This window comes from Streptomyces sp. SD31, assembly GCF_052068475.1.
In the GTDB taxonomy this organism is placed as follows: domain Bacteria; phylum Actinomycetota; class Actinomycetes; order Streptomycetales; family Streptomycetaceae; genus Streptomyces.
This window is the reverse complement of record NZ_JBQHCX010000005.1, coordinates 420,483-438,649: the sequence shown is the minus strand read 5'-3', so window position 1 is coordinate 438,649 and position 18,167 is coordinate 420,483. Positions and strand designations below refer to the sequence as shown.

Genomic DNA, 18,167 nt, shown 5'->3' with positions numbered 1-18,167 from the left:
CTCCTTCTCGACCTGAGGGAAGGAGCCTCCGGTTCCGTCGCTGCCGCCGCGGTCCCGAGCCCCGCAGACTCCGTCCGGCGGCGCGAACGTCCTGTCGCGCCCAGCCTCGCACCGTCGGACGGCCACAACCGAATACCTCACCGGCTGAAGAGCGCCGGGTACGGACGGTCCCGTACCCGGCGCTCTTCGGCGTCTTCCGAGTCGGGCTGTGGGGTCGGACAGGGCGCGGTAGCTTGGCCGTATGCCTTCCGTACTTGTTGTCGGTTACGACCCGCAGGCGATACCCGGCGTCGACGCGCAGGCCCTTCGGGCGACGCTGGACAAGGAGTTGGCCCGGTTCGGCGAGCACGGCATCGACGCGGCCATGACGCTGGTCGTGTTCGACGAGTCGGCCGAGCCCACCCTCGTCGCGTCCTTGGTCGAGCGTCCGTGGGACGTGGTGGTCGTCGGGGGTGGGATCCGCAAGACGGAGCAGTTGCTGCCGCTCTTCGAGCAGATCGTGAACCTGATCCGACGCCATGCGCCCCAGGCCGCCATCGCGTTCAACACCAGTGGCGGGGACAGTGTCGAGGCGGCCCGGCGCCGGCTCTGAGGCGCTGACTTCTGCCCGCCCGGACTTGTGCTGAGCCAGGCCGGCGTACGGCACCGGTCGTACGCCGACTACGGAACCCTCAAATCAACCTCTGAACACACGTCGGGGGGCTTCAACCCACCCCTGCCGTGGGCACATTCTTTTCACGCGGGGCCTGCCGGCACGGGGGCGGCGGGCCTCGCGAACGGGGGAGCACCACACGGGGGAACACCAAAGGGGCGGCCCAACCTTCCGGTTGGACCGCCCCTTACTGACGGGACGTGTCAGATCCGCCGCGTCAGACCTTCAACGTCTTGATCGACGTGGGCGCGTGCTCCGGCTCCGTCGCGAGCTCCTCGAACTCCACCACGTTGCTGATGTCGTTGGTCGTCGACATGGAGATGTTGGTGACCCGCTCCAGGATCGCCTCGACCACCACCGGGACCTGGTACTCCTGCGCGAGCTTCTTGGCCTGCTCGAAAGCGGCGCCCAGTTCGCTCGGGTCGGTCACGCGGATCGCCTTGCAGCCGAGGCCCTCGGCGACCTTGACGTGGTCGACGCCGTAGACGCCCAGCTCGGGCGAGTTGATGTTCTCGAACTCCAGCTTGACCTGGAAGTCGATGTCGAACGCCCGCTGCGCCTGGCGGATCAGGCCCAGATAGGAGTTGTTGACGAGGACGTGGACGTACGGGATCTTGTGCTGCGCCCCGACCGCCAGCTCCTCGATCATGAACTGGAAGTCGTAGTCGCCGGACAGGGCGACGACCTGCGCCTCCGGGTCGGCCTTCGCCACGCCCAGCGCGGCCGGGATGGTCCAGCCGAGCGGGCCCGCCTGGCCGCAGTTGATCCAGTGCCGGGGCTTGAAGACGTGCAGCATCTGGGCGCCGGCGATCTGTGAGAGGCCGATGGTGGAGACGTACCGGGTCTCCGGGCCGAAGGCCTTGTTCATCTCCTCGTAGACGCGCTGCGGCTTGATCGGGATGTCGTCGAAGTGCGTACGGCGCTGGAGGGTCGCCTTGCGCTCCTGCGCGGAGGCCGCCCACGCCGAGCGGTCGGGGAGCTTGCCCGCCGCCTTCAACTCCCGTGCCACCTCGACGAACAGCTCCAGGGCCGCCTTGGCGTCCGACGCGATGCCGTAGTCCGGGGCGAAGATCTTGCCGATCTGGGTGGGCTCGACGTCGACGTGGACGAACTTCCGGCCGGCCGTGTAGACGTCCAGCTTGCCGGTGTGGCGGTTGGCCCAGCGGTTGCCGATGCCGAGGACGAAGTCGGACTCCAGGAAGGTCGCGTTGCCGTAGCGGTGCGAGGTCTGCAGGCCGACCATGCCGGCGTTCAGCTCGTGGTCGTCGGGCAGCAGGCCCCAGCCCATCAGGGTCGGGACGACCGGGGTGCCGGTCAACTCGGCGAACTCGACGAGGAGTTCGGCGGCGTCGGCGTTGATGACACCGCCGCCCGCGACGATCAGCGGACGCTCGGACGCGTTCAGCATCCCGATCGCCTTCTCGATCTGGGCGCGGCTCGCGGCGGGCTTGTAGACCGGGAGCGGCTCGTACGTCTCCGGGTCGAACTCGATCTCCGTCAGCTGGACGTCGATCGGCAGGTCGATCAGGACCGGGCCGGGACGGCCGGAGCGCATCAGGTGGAACGCCTGCTGGAAGACGCCGGGGACCTGCGCGGCCTCCAGGACGGTCACCGCCATCTTCGTGACCGGCTTGGCGATCGAGGCGATGTCGACGGCCTGGAAGTCCTCTTTGTGGATCACCGCGGTCGGCGCCTGGCCGGTGATGCACAGGATCGGGATGGAGTCACCGATCGCGGAGTACAGGCCGGTGATCATGTCGGTGCCGGCGGGGCCGGACGTGCCGATGCAGACGCCGATGTTGCCCGGGTGCGTGCGGGTGTAGCCCTCGGCCATGTGCGAAGCGCCCTCCACATGGCGGGCCAGGGTGTGCTGGATGCCTCCGGAGGCCTTGAGCGCCGCGTAGAAGGGGTTGATCGCCGCGCCCGGCACGCCGAACGCGTTGCTGACACCCTCGCGCTTGAGGATCTCGACTGCCGCTCGGGCAGCGGTCATACGAGCCATTGAGTACTCCTGCTTCGGCTGTCGGATTCGCACTCCCGTCGCGCCCCGCGGTGAGCAATTCCGTGACGATGACATTCCCGCGAGCCGTTATTCCGTATCGCGGAAACTGTTTTCTACTATCTGGAAGCAATGTAGGTGGGCCGGTGAAGACCGTCAAGGGGCGGACAACCGGACCCTGTCTGGAGGACGATGGGACCGCTGTCCCGATGCGAAGTCGTCCTGGAGTGGGCCATGTCCGAGAGCGTGTCGGTGCGCTGCCCGGCCTGCCGGCGCGAACATCTCTACGAGGCAACCGCCTATCCGTGCGCGTGCGGGGCGCTCGTCGCGCCGGCGCTCGACCCGCACGCGGCCGCCACGGCCGTCACCTGTCGCACCTGGGACGACGAATGGATCGGCGTGCGCTGTACGGCATGCGGCCGGGAGAACGAGTGGCCCCGCCCGGAGCTGGGCTGCCCGTGCGGGACGGTGATGCGCGTTCCATTGGCGCAGGTGGACACGGGCCAGGCACAAGAAGCGGACCTGCACTTGTCGGCACAAGAAGCGGACCCGGGCTCGGCGGCACAAGAAGCGGACCCGGGCCCGGCGCAGCGAAAGGGGCCCGCTGCGCGCCGCGTCTTCCAGCCCATCACGATCCGCACCGCCCGCGACGCGGTCACGGCGGCCGCCGTCTATCTGCGCTGGCTCGGCTACCGGGACATCCGCCGCGCCGACCAGCGGCCCCCGACCGGCATCGGTATCGCCGCCCACGGCCTGCTCGCCCAGGTCGACCCGACCGTACGTCCGGCCTCGCTGCGGGACGTGGAGTGCCTGTGGCTGACGGCCATGACGGAGTCCGTGGCCTGCGTCTACTTCTCCCTCGCCGGATACGCCCCCGAGGCCCGCGCCCGCGCCGAGGCCCTCGGCGTCCCCCTGTTCGTCCTCGACCTCACGGGCACGCCCCAGCCGGTCAACGGCCTCGCCGACGAACTGGACGCGACGGGCGCCCGGTGACCCGTCCTCGCCCCCGCCGCCCCTACCCGTCCCGTCCCTGAGGGCTGAAGTACACCGACCGGCGTTCAGAAGGGACCGTTCACGGACCTGCCGAGGTCGGGTCACGCCCCGAAGGGGCGCGGGGACTGCGCGACCAGCCACAACGGCCCCGCAGAAGATCGACAGCCCATCGCGGCACATGCCGCGGAGTGGGCCGCACCCTCCTCGCGTACGCCACCGACCGCGCACCTGAGGAGGGCAGATCCGCGCCCACCAGGCGGAACTCGGCCTCGACCGATGGCCACGGGTCCGCATGCGCCGCGACCTGGACAGCCGGTAGAACGACAGCATGGACACCGCCGTACTCGAACAGCTGCTGGACGACGCCTTCGACCAAGCCGTCGTGCACCACGGTCACACCGCCTACATGCGCGACTACGAGGTCGTGATCCACGCGACCGCGGATCCCCGCACCGGTGTCGAGCCCGCCTATCTGCGGTACCTCTTCCGGTACTGCGTCGAGGCCCGGTGCGAGACATCGGTGCCGGCGCAGACCTGGCGGGTCTCCCTCGACGACCGCCTGATCGACGACGTGACCGCCGACGGCCTCGACGGATACGTCTGGGGTGTGAAGTGGCACTGCCTGTACCCGGGCGCGAAGCTCCTGCCCGCCTCGGAGAGGACCCGCCGGTGGTCGCGGTCCCTCGGGCTCGACTTCCACGAAGTGCTCATCGAGACCAACGCCCACCGGCTCACACTGCTCTTCTCCGACCTTCAGGTGAGTGAGTTGCCCATCGGCTACACCCCGTTCGTCGCGGACTGAGCGATCAGTCCCCGATGTCCGCGTACTTCTCCCGCAGCTCCACCTTCCGCACCTTCCCGGACACCGTCATCGGGAAGGAGTCGAGGACCCGCAACCGGCTCGGGATCTTGTAGTGCGCCAGCCGCCCGTCACAGAAGGCCCGCAGCTCCTGGAGCGTCAGCGGATCGGCCGAGTCGTGCGGGATGACGCAGGCCAGCACCTCCTCGCCGTACCGCTCGTGCGGTACCCCGACGACCTGGACGTCCGCGATCTTCGGGTGGGCGTAGAGGAACTCCTCGATCTCGCGCGGGTAGATGTTCTCGCCGCCCCGGATGATCATGTCCTTGATGCGGCCGACGATCTCGACATAGCCGTCCTCCCGCATCGTCGCGAGGTCACCGGTGTGCATCCAGCGGCCGGGGTCGACGGCCTCAGCGGTCTTCTCGGGTTCGTTCCAGTAGCCGAGCATCACGCTGTAGCCGCGGGTGCACAGCTCCCCCGCGGTGCCCCGCGGTTGTGTCGCCCCGGTCGCCGGGTCGACGATCTTCACCTCGATGTGCGGCAGCACCCGGCCGACGGTGCCGGTTCGGTGCTCCAGGTCGTCGTCGCGCCGGGTCTGGGTGGAGACGGGCGAGGTCTCCGTCATGCCGTAGCAGATCGACACCTCGGCCATGTGCATCTCGGTCACCACCCGCTTCATCACCTCCACCGGGCACGGCGAGCCCGCCATGATCCCGGTGCGCAGGGAGGAGAGGTCGTACGAGGCGAAGTCGGGGTGGTTCAGCTCCGCGATGAACATGGTCGGGACGCCGTAGAGCGAGGTGCAGCGTTCCTGCTGGACGGCCTCCAGCGTGGCCTTCGGGTCAAAGGAGGGGGCCGGGATCACCATGCAGGCGCCGTGGGAGGTGGCGGCCAGATTGCCCATGACCATGCCGAAGCAGTGGTAGAAGGGCACGGGGATGCACACCCGGTCCTGCTCGGTGTAGGCAATCAACTCCCCCACGAAATAACCGTTGTTGAGGATGTTGTGGTGGGAGAGGGTGGCCCCCTTGGGGAAGCCCGTCGTACCCGACGTGTACTGGATGTTGATCGGGTCGTCGCAGGACAGCTCCTCGAACGGCACCGGCGTTCCCCGCGCGATCAGCGCCTCCCAGCTCGGGTCACCGATGAACACGGTCTCCCGCAGTTGCGGGCACCTGCCCCGCACTTCCTCGATCATCGCCCGGTAGTCGCTCGTCTTGTGGCTGAGGGAGGCGAAGAGCAGCGAGATCCCGGCCTGGTTGAGGACGTACTCGACCTCGTGGGTGCGGTAGGCCGGGTTGATGTTCACCATGATCGCGCCGATGCGGGCCGTGGCGTACTGGACGAGGACCCACTCGGGGCAGTTGATCGCCCAGATACCCACCCGGTCGCCCTTGGCGACCCCGCTCGCGAGCAGCGCGTACGCCAACTCGTCGACGTCGGCGGCGAACCGGGCGTAGGTCCAGCGCCGCCCGGACGGGACGTCGACCAGCGCCTCCCGGTCCGGCCAGGCGGCCACCGCCCGGTCCAGGTTGGCCCCGATCGTGTCCCCGAGCAGGACCGTCTCGCTCGTCCCGTGCGTGTACGACAGCTGTGCGGTCACCGGAAGTCCTCCTCGCGGTACTCGGCGTCCGAGCCCGCGGCCGTGGCCTCGCGCAGCTCGATCCGGCGGATCTTGCCGGAGACGGTCTTGGGCAGTGGTGCGAACTCCAGGCGGCGCAGGCGCTTGTACGGCGCCAGGACCTCCCGTGAGTGCTCGAAGAGCACCTTGGCCGTGTCGGGGCCCGGCTCCCAGCCGTCGGCCAGGACGACGTACGCCTTCGGCACCGCGAGCCGCAGCTCGTCCGGCGCGGGCACGACGGCCGCCTCGGCCACCGCCTCGTGCTCCAGCAGGGCGCTCTCCAGCTCGAACGGGGAGATCTTGTAGTCGGACGCCTTGAAGACGTCGTCCGCGCGGCCGACGTAGGTGATGTATCCGTCGGCGTCCCGCGAACCGATGTCCCCCGTCCGGTAGTAGCCGCCGGCCATCGCCTCCGCCGTACGGTCGGCGTCGCCGTGGTAGCCGGTCATCACGCCGACGGGGCGGGCGGACAGGTCGAGGGCGATCTCGCCCTCGTCGGCGCCGGGCGCGCCGGAGACGGGGTCGAGGAGTACGACGCGGAAGCCGGGGCTCGGGCGGCCCATGGAGCCGGTCTTCAGGGGCTGGCCGGGGCTGTTCGAGACCTGCACGGCGGTCTCGGTCTGCCCGAAGCCGTCCCGGATGGTGACGCCCCAGGCGCGCCGGACCTGCTCGATGACCTCGGGGTTCAGGGGCTCACCGGCCGCCACGACCTCGCGGGGCGGGGTGCGCAGGGCGCTCAGGTCGGCCTGGATGAGCATGCGCCAGACGGTCGGCGGGGCGCAGAAGGTGGTGACCCCGGCGCGGTCCATCTCCGCCATCAGGCGGGCCGCGTCGAAGCGCGTGTAGTTGTGGATGAAGACGGTCGCCTCCGCGTTCCACGGCGCGAAGAGGTTGGACCAGGCGTGCTTGGCCCAGCCGGGCGAGGAGATGTTCAGGTGCACGTCGCCGGGCTTGAGGCCGATCCAGTACATGGTGGCCAGGTGCCCGATCGGGTACGAGGTGTGGGTGTGCTCGACCAGCTTGGGGCGGGCGGTGGTGCCGGAGGTGAAGTAGAGCATCAGCGGGTCGTCGGAGGCGGTCGGCCCGTCGGGGGCGAACTCGGCGGGGGCTGCGTACGCGTCCTCGTACGTGTGCCACCCCTCGCGCGCCCCGCCGACGGTGATGCGCGTGTAGCGGCCGGGCACCTCGTCGAACTTGCCGGTGTCCTCGGCCCGCACCAGCACATGACGCACGCGTCCGCGCTCCACCCGGTCGCGCAGGTCGGCGGGGCCGAGCAGCGGGGTGGCCGGGATGACGACGGCGCGCAGCTTCATGGCGGCGAGGGCGGTCTCCCACAGCTCGGCCTGGTTGCCGAGCATGACGAGGACGCGGTCCTCGGCACGGACGCCGCGCGCCCGCAGCCAGTTGGCGATCCGGTCGGACCGTTCGGCCATCTCGGCGAAGGACCGCCGGACCTCGCTGCCGTCCTCCTCGACGATGTGCAGCGCGGTGCGGTCGTTTCCGTCCGCGATGACGTCGAACCAGTCGAGCGCCCAGTTGAACCGCTCGGGCCGGGGCCAGGCGAAGCCCTCGTAGGCGGTGGCGTAGTCCTCGCGGTGGTCGAGCAGGAAGTCCCGCGCAGTGCGGAACAGCTCCGTCCCCGTCGTCATGTGTCCTCCTGGTTACCGGACCTTGCCGGGCGGCTCTCTGTCATCGTGTAATCCGTGACGTGGGTCTCACTACCCCCGAACGGGGGTGTGCGCTCCGGGAAGCCGCACTGAAAGGGCGAGTACGTGGCAGTGGACGCGGCCGCATCTATGGAGATAAGGGGCGCGCTGGCGCGCCTGCGCCGCTCGACCGGACTCCCGGTCGCCTTCGGCGGCCTGGTGGAGTCCGGGCGCCCGCGCATGCGCATCAGCGAACTGAACGGCACGGTCACCGATGTCCTGAGCAGGCTCGCGGTGACCGCCGGCAACGGCCTGGGCGGCAAAGCGGTGGCCCTCGCCCGCCCCTGCGCGGTCACGGACTACTCCGCCTCACGGCAGATCAGCCATGAGTACGACGCCGCGGTCGCCGCGGAAGGACTGCATGCGGTGCTGGCGGTCCCGGTCGTCGTACGGCGCCGGGTGCGCGGTGTCCTGTACGGCGCCCTGCGCACGGCCCAGCCGCTGGGCGACCGCACGCTGACGGCGGCCGTGGAGGCGGCGCGGGAGGTGGAGCAGTCGCTGGTGGTGCGGGACGAGGTGCGGGGGTTGCTGGAGGCGGCCCGGCCGGAGCCGGCGCGGCCGCAGGCGGCGCCGTCCGGGCGGGGCTCCGCGTGGGAGCAGGTCCGCGAGGCCCACGCGGCTCTGCGGGCCCTGGCCCCGCGCATCGGCGACCCCGCCCTGCGCGCGGAACTCCTCAAGGCCTGCGGCCTGCTGGCGGAGGGGCCCGCGCCGAACGGCGTGCAGCTGTCCCCCCGGGAACTGGATGTGCTGGCGTGCGTGGCCGCCGGCTCGACGAACGCGGCCGCCGCCGAGCGGCTGGGGCTGCGGGCGGAGACGGTCAAGGGCTATCTGCGGTCGGCGATGCGGAAGCTGAGCACGCACACCCGCGGTGAGGCGGTGGTGGCGGCACGGCGGGCGGGGTTGCTGCCGTAGGACCGGGGGGACCAGGGGGCCGTAGGACTGTGGGACCGCAGGTCGCCCACCCTCGGTCGAGCCGGCCTGGACGCCTCTCATTCATTCCGCCGAGCTTTGAATTTCTCCATGCTCCTCCGCTGTTATTTGCCTCACCATGTCTTCGGTCCGGATTTCAAAGATCCGTTGCCTAATATTGGCCCGAACACGACACACGGAGGGGAGCGGTGACCGTGCGACGGGACTTCAAGGAGCCTGCGAGATGCCGCCCCGACCAGGTCATCGGCAGGGAGGAACTGTTCAGCACGGCGCGTGAGCAGCTCGGCCGAGGCGGCAGCGTGCTGCTTCACGGGCCTGCCGGAATTGGGAAGTCGACCGTCCTGCGGGCATTGGCCGCGGAATACGGCGGGGCGGCACGCACCGTGTTGCGCTGCTCGCCCACGGAGTCCGAATCCCATCTCCCCTTCCTCGCCCTGGCCGACCTCCTCGGCCTGGTCGTGGACGAGGTGTCCGGGCGGCTCCCCACCGCCCAGCGCATCGCCCTGGAGTCGGCGCTCACCGGCCGTGGCGAATCCACCCTCCAGCGCGACGGCCTCGCCCTGCGGCTGGCCGTACTGTCCACCCTGCGCGCCCTCGCCGACACCGGCCCCGTCCTCGTCGTCGCCGACGACCTCCAGTGGCTCGATCCGGCCAGCGCCGAACTCCTCGGCTTCGCCGCCCGCCGCCTCGGCGACACCCCGGTGCGGATGCTGTGCGCGGTACGGACCGACGGCCAGGAGTACGACCGCCATCTACGCGCGTCCCCGCCGGACACCCTCGCCGTACGGCTGGGGCCCCTGTCCAGCGCCCAGATGTCCGCCCTGCTCGACCACCGCGGCTACACCGGCCTGCCCCGCTCCACGGTCCGGGACATCCACCGCACCAGCGGCGGCAACGCCCTGTTCGCCCTCGAACTGGGCCGCGCCCTGGCGGAGAACCCCACCCCGCCCCGACCCGGCGAACCCCTGCCGGTGCCCACCTCGCTGCGCGCCCTGGTGCTGAACCGCCTGGAGATGCTGTCGGAGGAGGCCCGCCGCACCCTGCTCGTCGCGAGCGCGGGCGCCCGGCCCACGCTGGCCCTGCTGCACGCGGCCGGCCGGGACAACGCCGAGGCCGAGACCGCCCAGGCCGCCGAACTCGGGCTGCTGGCGACCGAGCCCGAGGGTCCCGCCGTACGGTTCGCGCATCCGATGATCTCCGCCGCGCTCTACGCGGAGGCGCCCGCACAGGAGCGCCGCGCCGCGCACGCTGCGCTGTCCACGGCGGCCTCCGACCCGATCGAGCGCGCCCGGCACCTGGCGCTCGCGACCACCGGCACCGACCCGGAGGTCGCGGCCCGCCTGGCCGAGGCCGCCGCCCTGGCCCGGGACCGCGGAGCGCCGTCGGTGGCCGCGCAGCTCTCCCTACTCGCCGCCCGGCACACCCCGGCGGACGGTCCGCGGAGCCCGGAGGTGCTGCGGCTGGAGGCCGCGGAGGACGCGATCACCGCCGGCGAGCTGGATCTCGCCCGGGACATCGCCCGCGAGGTGCTCACCCGGGCGACCGTGCCCGCGGACCGGGTGCGGGCCTGGATCGCGGTGATCGAGACGGCCGGCCATGCCATGGCGGAGGTCGACGCGATCTTCCCGCAGGCCCTGGCCGACGCGGGTGAGGACCCGAAGCTGCTCGCCCTGGTCCACTACCAGCTGACGTGGCGCGCCCTGCTCGTGGAGGGCGACTTCGACGAGGCCCGGGGGGAGGCCGCGTACGTGGCGGAACTGGCCGCGCGGGCCGGCGACCGGAACACCGAGCTGATGGCGCTCGCCTTCCAGGCCCAGATCGAGACCCTCATGGGCCACGCGGACGCCCCCGCGACCATTCGACGGGCGCTGGAGGAACCCCAGGACCCGAGGGTGGCCTGCCACCACAACGGGGCCGGTTACTCCCGCTTCCGGTGGCTGATCATGAGCGACCAGCTGCCCGAGGCCCGCGCGACGGTCACCGCGCTGCTGCGCGAGGTGCGCAGGCAGGGCTGGGTGGAGAGCGAGGTGCACTTCCTGCGCGGGGTCGCGGAGACCGAGCTGCACTCCGGGCACTGCGGGCGCGCCCTCGACCTGGCCCGCGAGAGCCTGCGCCTCGCCCGCGACACCGGGATCGGCGAGGTGGCCTCCGCCGTGCTGGCCTCGCTCGCGGAGGCCGCGGGCGGGGAGGTGGACCGGGCGCTGGCGCTGGCCCGGGAGGCGATGGAGCACGCCGAGGAGGACGGCGACCAGATGTACGTCTCCCGCGCCCTGGCCGCTCTCGGGCACGCCCAGTTGGTGGCCGGGGACGTGGAGGCGGCGGCGCGTTCGCTGCGCCGGGTGCGCGAGGTGGAGCAGAGCCTCGGCATCACCGACCCGGCACGCGGCCGCTGGCACGGCGACCTGGCCGAAGCCCTGGTGCGCAGCGGCGAGTTCGCGGAGGCGCAGGACGTCATCGACGTCACGCGCGAGCAGGCGCTGCGGCTGGACCGCGAGAGCGTACTGGCCGTCCTCGACCGGGCCGAGGCGCTGATCCGCGCGGCACGGGGCGAACCGGACGCCGCCCTGGCCCAGTTGACGTCGGCACAGGACCGGCTCGGCAAACTGGGCTACAGCCTGGAGGAGGCCCGGGCCGCCTTCGCGCTGGCCCAGCTGCGCACCGGCACCCCGGGCCCCACGTCGTACGACGAGCCGGCCCGGCTGTTCCGCCGCTGCCGGGCGCTGCCCTGGCTGCGGCAGGTCGAGGCGGCGGCCGCCGCGCGGCCCGTGGAGGTGGCCCCCACCCCCGCCTCCACGCCTGACGGGCTCGACGGGCTCGACGGGCTCGCCTCGATGGAGCGGCAGGTCGCCGCGCTCGTCATGGAGGGCGCGACCAACCGGGAGATCGCCGCGCGCCTGTTCATCAGCGTCAAAACGGTCGAAGCGACACTTACCCGCGTATACCGCAAGCTCGGGATCCGATCACGGGTCGACATCGTCAGACTGGCGGCGGGGCGGCGTACGAAGTGAGGTCGGGGTACCTCAGGAAGTGAGTTCCGGCCGCCGTGCGACGTGAGTTCGAGCCGCCGTCCGACGTGAGTTCACCCGTCTTTGTCGGTCCGCGCAGGTTTAGCCGGACACGACCGAGGGTTTTCCCTGCCCAACTCCCTTAGGGGGTTCCCTCATTGGGAAGGGGAACTTCCGGGACCTACCTTGTGGGTATGCCGCTCGCCGGGCACACGGGGGTCGGTCCCGCGACCCCCGTGCAGAACCCCCCACACCCGTGCGACCCCCCACCGGCAACACCCAATGAGGAGACTCATGTTCGGGCTCACCCGTGCCAGAAAGACCGCCGTCGTCGCGGCGACCGCTGCCGCCGCCGCGACGGCACTGCTCAGCGCCCCCACCGCTGAGGCCGCGTCCACGCGCATCGTGGGTGGTACGACGACCACGGCGTCCGCGTACCCATTCGTGATGCAGATCACGGACGCCTCGCAGAGCCAGTTCTGCGGTGGCACGCTCGTCTCCGCGACCAAGGTGGTCACCGCCGCCCACTGCATGGTCGGCGAGACCACCAGCAGCGTCCGGGTCGTCGGCGGCCGCACCTACCGCAACGGCACGAACGGCACGGTCAGCCGGGTCAGCGACATCTGGGTCCACCCGGACTACACGGACGCCACCGACGGCAACGACGTGGCCGTGCTGACCCTGTCGACCTCGATGCCGTACACGACGGCCTCCTACGTCGACCCCTCGGACACCGGCGTGTACGCGTCCGGCACCACCGCCCGCATCGTCGGCTGGGGCACCACCTCCTCGGGCGGCAGCTCCTCCAACCAGCTGCGGACGGCGACCGTGCCAACCGTCTCCAACTCCAGCTGCGCGAGCTCCTACGGTTCGGACTTCATCGCGTCCGACATGGTCTGCGCCGGATACACCTCCGGTGGCGTTGACACCTGCCAGGGCGACAGCGGCGGTCCCCTGCTCATCGGGGGCGTCCTGGCAGGGATAGTTTCCTGGGGCGAAGGCTGCGCCCAGGCCGGTTACCCGGGTGTCTACACCCGGCTGACCACCTTCTCGGACGAGGTGACCGAACAGGTCGAGTCGTAACCGGGAACGGCACCCAGAAGGTCTCCTGAGCACACCTCAGGTCCAAGACCAGGGGGCGTTGCGGGCCTCCACGAGCGGCCCGCAACGCCCCCTATCCATGTCCGTTGTCAGTGGCGCCTGTTTGAATGGCTGACGGATGAGGGTGACGGGCATCGGGCGTGATGGGCGTCGGGGGTGATGGGCATGGAGGCGATGGGCATGGAGGCGATGGGCATGGTGTCCGCGGACCGTTTCCTGGCCTTCGCGGCGATGTCGCTGCTGGTGATCGTGATTCCGGGGCCGAGCGTGCTGTTCGTCATCGGCCGTGCGCTGGCCCACGGCCGACGTACCGCCGTGGCCACGGCGATCGGCAATGTCTTCGGCTCGTATCTGCTGGTGGTGGCGGTCGCCATCGGGATCGGCTCGCTGGTCGAACGCTCGGTGGCCGTCTATATGACGGTGAAGCTGGCGGGCGCGGCCTATCTGGTCTATCTGGGCGTGCAGGCGTACCGGCACCGGGGGGAGCTGAAGGCGGCGGCGATCAGAGCGACCCCGGACGCACCGAGGCGCGGCGATCTGCGCACTGTCCTCGACGGCGTCCTCGTCGGTGTCACCAACCCGAAGGGCGTGGTGTTCTTCGCCGCCGTACTCCCCCAGTTCGTGGACCACTCGGCGGGCCATGTCCCGCTGCAAATGCTGCTGTTGGGCCTGATACCGATCTCCATCGGCCTGGTCACGGACACCCTGTGGGGCCTGACCGCGTCGGCGGCCCGCACCTGGTTCGCCCGCTCCGATCGCCGACTGTCACTGATAGGCGGAGCGGGCGGCTGCACGATGATCGGGCTCGGGGTGACGGTCGCGGTGACGGGGCGGGCGGAGTGACGACCTTGGGGTGACGGTCGCCGGGGGTGGTCGGCCAGGGCCCCCGACGCCGGCATGATCCAGAAGGCACCCCCCTTTCACGGGATGAGGGTGCCGAAGCGGATGTCGTACGACGCCTCCGGATGCATCACCTTCAGCATCCGCTCCCCCTCCTCGGTCACCTCCCCGCGCTGGGCCTTGGTGAGCTCGGTGAACTCCTCGATGACGAGGGCGTCACCGAGGATCCGCCACACGCCGACGAGGAAGCCGTCGACGAGAAGGGGGCAGTAGAACGTGTTCGCCTGCCACGTGCGGCCACGGTTCGCCGGCGGAATCACACGGGTGCGGTCGGCATGGGAGAGGAGGAGGTTGTCGAACTCGGGCAGGAAGCGGGGCGGCGCAGGAGTCTCCGGGTCCGGGCGCGGGGCCTCGGGGAGGTCGAAGAGTTCGACGCCGCCCTCGTCCCGAAAGGTGACCAGCTCGGGGCGGAGCCGTTCGAAGACGGGACGCATCCGGGTCAGCCCGGACCAGGTCTGCATGTCCTTCACGGAGGCCGGACCGAAGGCGGCCAGGTAGCGCAGGACCGTGGCGTCCGCCGAGGCGGCCGCCTCGGCGGGGCGGCCCAGCCAGTGCTCGGCAGTGGTGAGGGCGACCTGGGCGCTGCGGCCCCACAGCCCGCGCGGGGTGACCTGGACGAGGGGCAGCTTGCAGCGGGCGGCGACGGCGAGGGACTGCGGGTCGGCGTCCGGCCACTCGGCGCCGAGGGCCTCGCGCAGCTGCTTCATGGTGCGGGGCTCGGCCTCGACGAGGTCACGGGCGAGCACGGCGAGCCGGTCCAGGTCGACGCCGACGAGGCCCTTGCGGAAGTAGTTGATCTCACGGTCCCGGGCGGGCTGGACCAGCGGACGCAGGGTGAGACTGTCGTCGGCGGTGTGCAGGTGGATGGTCGAGCGCATGGTGACGATGCGCACGGCGGCACGGTCGGCGAGCAGCCCGGACAGCTCCTCGGGCGTGAAACCGTCCAGGCGGGCGGCAAGCGCGTAGTACGGCGGCTTGACCTCCTGGGCCTGCAGGCCGACCAGATGCTCCACGGCCGCCCTCGCGGACAACGGCGAGCGACGCAGCAGCAGCTGCCGGTCGAGGGTGGCGCGGTTGAGGGCGCGAGGGCTGAGGACGGGTTCGGTCGCGGTCGTCGTCTGTTTCGTACCGCGCGGGGTCGTGGTCCGCTTGCTCGAGGTCCGCTCGGACGTCGTTCGCTCGGACGTGGTCCGCGTAGTCGTGGTCCGCTCGCTTGTCGTCCGCTTGCTCGTGGTCCGCTTCGTCATACTCCGCACGCTAGCGAGCCAACGGACACCTTCCGTCCGCAATCCTCGAGGAAACCCGGATCGCCTCGGCCCCGCCCAGGCCATTCGCCCCGTATATCCTGCTCCGTGATCACACACCCGCATTCGTCGTCCCCACCGGGAGGCAGCCGCGATGTCCGAGCGACGCGCACGCCCCGCCTCGAAGAACCCCATGAAGTCGGTCTGGCGTCGAGCCGTTACTCCGCCGCAGCCACCCAAACCACAGCAGCCGGAGCCCCCGGCGCACTCCCCGGTTCCCGACAGCTCCGAGGTGGCGAGCGTCGTGGAGGCGGCGCTGTACCAGGACGGCGTCCGGGTCTCCTCCCCCGCCACCCTCGCCGATACCTACCGCGAGCTGCGCGACCAACCGTCCGGCATGGCCTGGATCGGCCTGGCCCGCCCCACTGAGGCCGAACTTCTCTCCTTGGCCGCGGAGTTCGACCTTCACCCGCTCGCGGTCGAGGACGCGATGGAGGCACACCAGCGGCCCAAGCTGGAGCGCTACGGCGACACGCTCTTCGTGGTCCTGCGCGCCGCCCGCTACCTGGACGCGCCCGAGGAGGTCGACTTCGGCGAACTGCACGTGTTCGTCGGCCCCGACTTCGTGATCACGGTCCGCCATGGCGCGGCCCCCGACCTGTCGGCGGTGCGCCGACGCATGGAGGAGTCCCCGGAGCTGCTCAAGCTCGGCCCGGAGGCGGTGCTCTACGCGATACTGGACACGGTGGTCGACGGCTACGAGCCGGTCGTGGTGGGTGTCCAGAACGACATCGACGAGATCGAGACCGAAGTGTTCCGCGGCGACCCTGAGGTCTCCCGCCGCATCTACGAACTCTCCCGGGAAATGGTCGAGTTCCAGCGCGCCACCCGCCCTCTGGTCGGCATGCTGCACGGCCTGATGGCCGGTTTCTCCAAATACGGCACGGACGAGGAACTTCAGCGCTACCTCCGCGACGTCGCCGACCACGTCACCCACACCAGCGAACGCGTCGACGGCTTCCGCCAGGCCCTCACCGAGATCCTCACAGTGAACGCGACGCTGGTCACGCAGCAACAGAACGCGGAGATGCGGGCGTTGGCGGAGGCGGGGTTCGAGCAGAACGAGGAGATCAAGAAGATCTCGTCGTGGGCGGCGATCCTCTTCGCCCCGACGCTCGTGGGGACGATCTACGGGATGAACTTCAAACACATGCCGGAGTTGCACTGGGTGCTCGGATACCCCTTCGCGATCGCCCTAATGGGGATTGTTTGTACCAGTTTGTACGTCATCTTCAAGCGACGGGATTGGCTCTGAGTAATCGCCCTGGAGGGCTGCTGTCCTGAGCCCGTGCAGCCCCGGTCACAGGCGTGGACGGCGCGTTCGAGGCCGCTGGGGAGAATCTGGGGAGATTGAGCCACGCTCCTGAGGGTTGATGGCGCGACCAGGAGCTGGACCGCAGCCCCGGGTCCTGCACGCCTACCTGCGGTGGCGCAACGCCAACGCCCGCCACCGCGACGTCCTGGCCGCCGAACGCAAGGAACGCTCCCGCATCCGAAGTGAAAAGGGCATCCGCTGGGGCGGACGCCCCCTCGCCATCGCGACCTGAACGACCCGGCGGACCTATGCGGTCAGAGCCCAGTAACGCCCGACGTACGGTGTTGGCGCTGTCCGTCACCCGGTCAGCGGCCGCTCTGAAGAAGCTCAATGAGTGGGCAGCCGCACAGCCGGCCCGGTGCCAGTCCGATAACCCGTTGACGGGCGCGCCGCCCAGCTCCGACGATCAGGCGCATGTCTGCCGCCCTGGCGCCTCTGCGCCACCGCCCGTTCCGTCACCTCTTCATCGGTACGACGGCCAACCTGCTCGGCAACGGGGTGGCGCCGATCGCCCTGGCCTTCGCCGTGCTCGACGCCACTGGCTCGGTCGGCTCGCTCGGGTTGGTGGTCGGCGCCCACTCCCTCACCAGCATCCTCTTCCTGCTGTTCGGCGGGGTGCTGGCGGACCGGCTGCCGCGCGGCCCGCTGCTGGTCGGCAGCAGCGTGGTCAGCGCCGCGAGTCAGGCGGTGATCGCCGCCCTGGTCCTCACTCACAGCGCCGCCATCCCCCTGCTCATGGTGCTCGCCGCGGTCAACGGAGCGTCAAGTTCCTGCTACCAACCCGCCGCCCAGGCCCTGCTGCCCCAGACCGTGCCGGCCGAGTCCCGCCGCGCCGCCCTCGCGCTCTCCCGGATCGCGAGCAGCAGCGCGATGATCGTGGGCGCCTCGCTGGGCGGCGTACTGGTCGCCGCGGTCGGCCCCGGCTGGGGCCTGGCCGTTGACGCGCTCAGCTTCGCGCTCGCCGCCGCGTCCTTCGCGCTGATCCGCGTCCAGGTCGCGCCGCCCGCGCCCAGCCCCGGCCTGGTGCATGAACTGCGCGTCGGCTGGCAGGAGTTCACCTCCCGCAGCTGGGTGTGGGTGATCGTGGTGGCCTTCTGCTTCCTCAACGCCGGCATCACCGCCTCGTTCACCGTCCTCGGCCCGGCCGTCGCCGACACCACCGGGATCGGCCGCAGCGGCTGGGGCCTGGTCGTCGCTGCGGGCTCGCTCGGCGCGGTCGCCGGCGGCGTACTGTCGCTGAGCTGGCGGCCCCGGCGCGCGATCCTGGTCGGCTGTGCGCTGATGGGCCTGACGGCGATGACCCCGCTGCTGCTCGCGCTCGCCCCGTACACCTGGGCGCTGGTGGTGGCCAACTTCGTGGCGGGCGTGGGTATCGAGCAGGCCGGCGTCGCCTGGTACTCGACCCTGAACGAGCAGATCCCCGAGGACCGCCTTGCCCGCGTCTACGCCTACGACGACCTCGGCTCCTACCTCGCGCTCCCGCTCGCCCAGTTCGCCGCCGGACCAGCCGTAATCCTCCTCGGCCTCCATGCCACCCTCTACGCGGCCGCCGCGCTCATCCTCCTCGCCACCCTCGCCATGGTCGCCACCCCCTCCATCCGCGCGCTGGCCCCGAAGACCGCAGAACCGCTGCCCGCCTCCGAAGATCCGGTGCCTCGCTGAGCTCGACTCTGACGCGTAAGTACCTTGACTCCGACGCGTAAGTACAGCGTGCCCTCACCGGTGGCGATCTCTGTCATGTCGTCCCACCACAGCGCATCGGGAGGCCGCATCCACAGCGAAAAGGGCATCCGCTAGGGCGGACGCCCCCTCGCCACCGCGGCCTGAAGAACCCGACGC

Annotated in this window: 13 protein-coding genes and 1 pseudogene; 10 read left to right on the top strand and 4 right to left on the bottom strand. The window is 70.8% G+C overall.

The features are described from left to right. The first annotated feature begins 241 nt into the window (after positions 1-241). Positions 242-592 (top strand): hypothetical protein, encoded by a 351-nt coding sequence (locus ACTMVF_RS13950; protein WP_441271300.1) that lies wholly within the window; start codon positions 242-244, stop codon positions 590-592. A 277-nt stretch (positions 593-869) separates the two neighbouring features. On the opposite strand, the gene gcl is transcribed toward ACTMVF_RS13950, so the two are convergent. Then, on the bottom strand, positions 870-2,654 hold the full coding sequence (gcl, locus tag ACTMVF_RS13945) for a glyoxylate carboligase (protein ID WP_441271299.1): 1,785 nt from the start codon (positions 2,652-2,654) through the stop codon (positions 870-872). 231 nt (positions 2,655-2,885) lie between these two features. Between gcl and ACTMVF_RS13940 the strand changes: the two genes are divergently transcribed. Both ACTMVF_RS13940 and ACTMVF_RS13935 read left to right on the top strand, forming a co-directional pair. Next, positions 2,886-3,644, top strand: a complete 759-nt coding sequence (locus ACTMVF_RS13940) for a hypothetical protein (RefSeq protein WP_441271298.1) — start codon at positions 2,886-2,888, stop codon at positions 3,642-3,644. A gap of 328 nt (positions 3,645-3,972) precedes the next feature. Next, complete coding sequence (locus ACTMVF_RS13935) at positions 3,973-4,446, top strand: YxiG-like protein (RefSeq protein ID WP_441271297.1); 474 nt, start codon at positions 3,973-3,975, stop codon at positions 4,444-4,446. Positions 4,447-4,450: 4 nt separating this feature from the next. On the opposite strand, the gene ACTMVF_RS13930 is transcribed toward ACTMVF_RS13935, so the two are convergent. Both ACTMVF_RS13930 and ACTMVF_RS13925 read right to left on the bottom strand, forming a co-directional pair. Further along, the gene (locus ACTMVF_RS13930) at positions 4,451-6,049 is read right to left on the bottom strand and encodes an AMP-binding protein (RefSeq protein ID WP_441271296.1); all 1,599 of its coding nucleotides are present in this window, start codon (positions 6,047-6,049) and stop codon (positions 4,451-4,453) included. Then, a complete protein-coding gene (locus tag ACTMVF_RS13925; protein ID WP_441271295.1) occupies positions 6,046-7,716 on the bottom strand; it encodes an AMP-binding protein in 1,671 nt (556 codons plus the stop codon). The genes ACTMVF_RS13930 and ACTMVF_RS13925 overlap by 4 nt, the downstream gene beginning before the upstream one ends. A gap of 147 nt (positions 7,717-7,863) precedes the next feature. On the opposite strand from ACTMVF_RS13925, the gene ACTMVF_RS13920 reads away from it, so the two are divergent. The 4 genes from ACTMVF_RS13920 to ACTMVF_RS13905 all read left to right on the top strand — a co-directional run bounded on the left by ACTMVF_RS13920 (position 7,864) and on the right by ACTMVF_RS13905 (position 13,652). After that, on the top strand, positions 7,864-8,685 hold the full coding sequence (locus ACTMVF_RS13920) for a response regulator transcription factor (RefSeq protein WP_441271366.1): 822 nt from the start codon (positions 7,864-7,866) through the stop codon (positions 8,683-8,685). A 206-nt stretch (positions 8,686-8,891) separates the two neighbouring features. Next, the gene (locus tag ACTMVF_RS13915) at positions 8,892-11,711 is read left to right on the top strand and encodes an AAA family ATPase (protein WP_441271294.1); all 2,820 of its coding nucleotides are present in this window, start codon (positions 8,892-8,894) and stop codon (positions 11,709-11,711) included. A gap of 291 nt (positions 11,712-12,002) precedes the next feature. Beyond that, on the top strand, positions 12,003-12,791 hold the full coding sequence (locus ACTMVF_RS13910; RefSeq protein WP_441271293.1) for a S1 family peptidase: 789 nt from the start codon (positions 12,003-12,005) through the stop codon (positions 12,789-12,791). A gap of 213 nt (positions 12,792-13,004) precedes the next feature. Continuing rightward, positions 13,005-13,652 carry a LysE family translocator gene (locus ACTMVF_RS13905; protein ID WP_441271365.1) on the top strand — a complete coding sequence of 216 codons (648 nt, stop codon included), beginning with the start codon at positions 13,005-13,007 and terminating at the stop codon, positions 13,650-13,652. A gap of 77 nt (positions 13,653-13,729) precedes the next feature. Here ACTMVF_RS13905 and ACTMVF_RS13900 read toward each other — a convergent pair whose 3' ends face one another. Beyond that, on the bottom strand, positions 13,730-14,956 hold the full coding sequence (locus ACTMVF_RS13900; RefSeq protein ID WP_441271292.1) for a winged helix DNA-binding domain-containing protein: 1,227 nt from the start codon (positions 14,954-14,956) through the stop codon (positions 13,730-13,732). Positions 14,957-15,107: 151 nt separating this feature from the next. Between ACTMVF_RS13900 and ACTMVF_RS13895 the strand changes: the two genes are divergently transcribed. From ACTMVF_RS13895 to ACTMVF_RS13885, 3 genes and pseudogenes are all read left to right on the top strand, one after another. Then, positions 15,108-16,268 (top strand): magnesium and cobalt transport protein CorA, encoded by a 1,161-nt coding sequence (locus ACTMVF_RS13895; RefSeq protein WP_441271291.1) that lies wholly within the window; start codon positions 15,108-15,110, stop codon positions 16,266-16,268. A gap of 142 nt (positions 16,269-16,410) precedes the next feature. Next, positions 16,411-16,560 (top strand): annotated as a pseudogene (locus tag ACTMVF_RS13890) (IS630 family transposase); the annotation flags it as partial. A gap of 182 nt (positions 16,561-16,742) precedes the next feature. After that, positions 16,743-17,990: an MFS transporter gene (locus ACTMVF_RS13885; protein ID WP_441271290.1), complete on the top strand. Its 1,248-nt coding sequence runs from the start codon at positions 16,743-16,745 to the stop codon at positions 17,988-17,990. Positions 17,991-18,167: the final 177 nt, after the last annotated feature.

Coding starts and splice junctions, on each gene's coding strand:
- gcl (WP_441271299.1), bottom strand. CDS start 2,654: ATGGCTCGTATGACCGCTGCCCGAGCGGCAGTCGAGATCCTCAAGCGC.
- ACTMVF_RS13895 (WP_441271291.1), top strand. CDS start 15,108: ATGTCCGAGCGACGCGCACGCCCCGCCTCGAAGAACCCCATGAAGTCG.
- ACTMVF_RS13935 (WP_441271297.1), top strand. CDS start 3,973: ATGGACACCGCCGTACTCGAACAGCTGCTGGACGACGCCTTCGACCAA.
- ACTMVF_RS13905 (WP_441271365.1), top strand. CDS start 13,005: ATGGTGTCCGCGGACCGTTTCCTGGCCTTCGCGGCGATGTCGCTGCTG.
- ACTMVF_RS13885 (WP_441271290.1), top strand. CDS start 16,743: ATGTCTGCCGCCCTGGCGCCTCTGCGCCACCGCCCGTTCCGTCACCTC.
- ACTMVF_RS13900 (WP_441271292.1), bottom strand. CDS start 14,956: ATGACGAAGCGGACCACGAGCAAGCGGACGACAAGCGAGCGGACCACG.
- ACTMVF_RS13920 (WP_441271366.1), top strand. CDS start 7,864: ATGGAGATAAGGGGCGCGCTGGCGCGCCTGCGCCGCTCGACCGGACTC.
- ACTMVF_RS13940 (WP_441271298.1), top strand. CDS start 2,886: ATGTCCGAGAGCGTGTCGGTGCGCTGCCCGGCCTGCCGGCGCGAACAT.
- ACTMVF_RS13925 (WP_441271295.1), bottom strand. CDS start 7,716: ATGACGACGGGGACGGAGCTGTTCCGCACTGCGCGGGACTTCCTGCTC.
- ACTMVF_RS13910 (WP_441271293.1), top strand. CDS start 12,003: ATGTTCGGGCTCACCCGTGCCAGAAAGACCGCCGTCGTCGCGGCGACC.
- ACTMVF_RS13950 (WP_441271300.1), top strand. CDS start 242: ATGCCTTCCGTACTTGTTGTCGGTTACGACCCGCAGGCGATACCCGGC.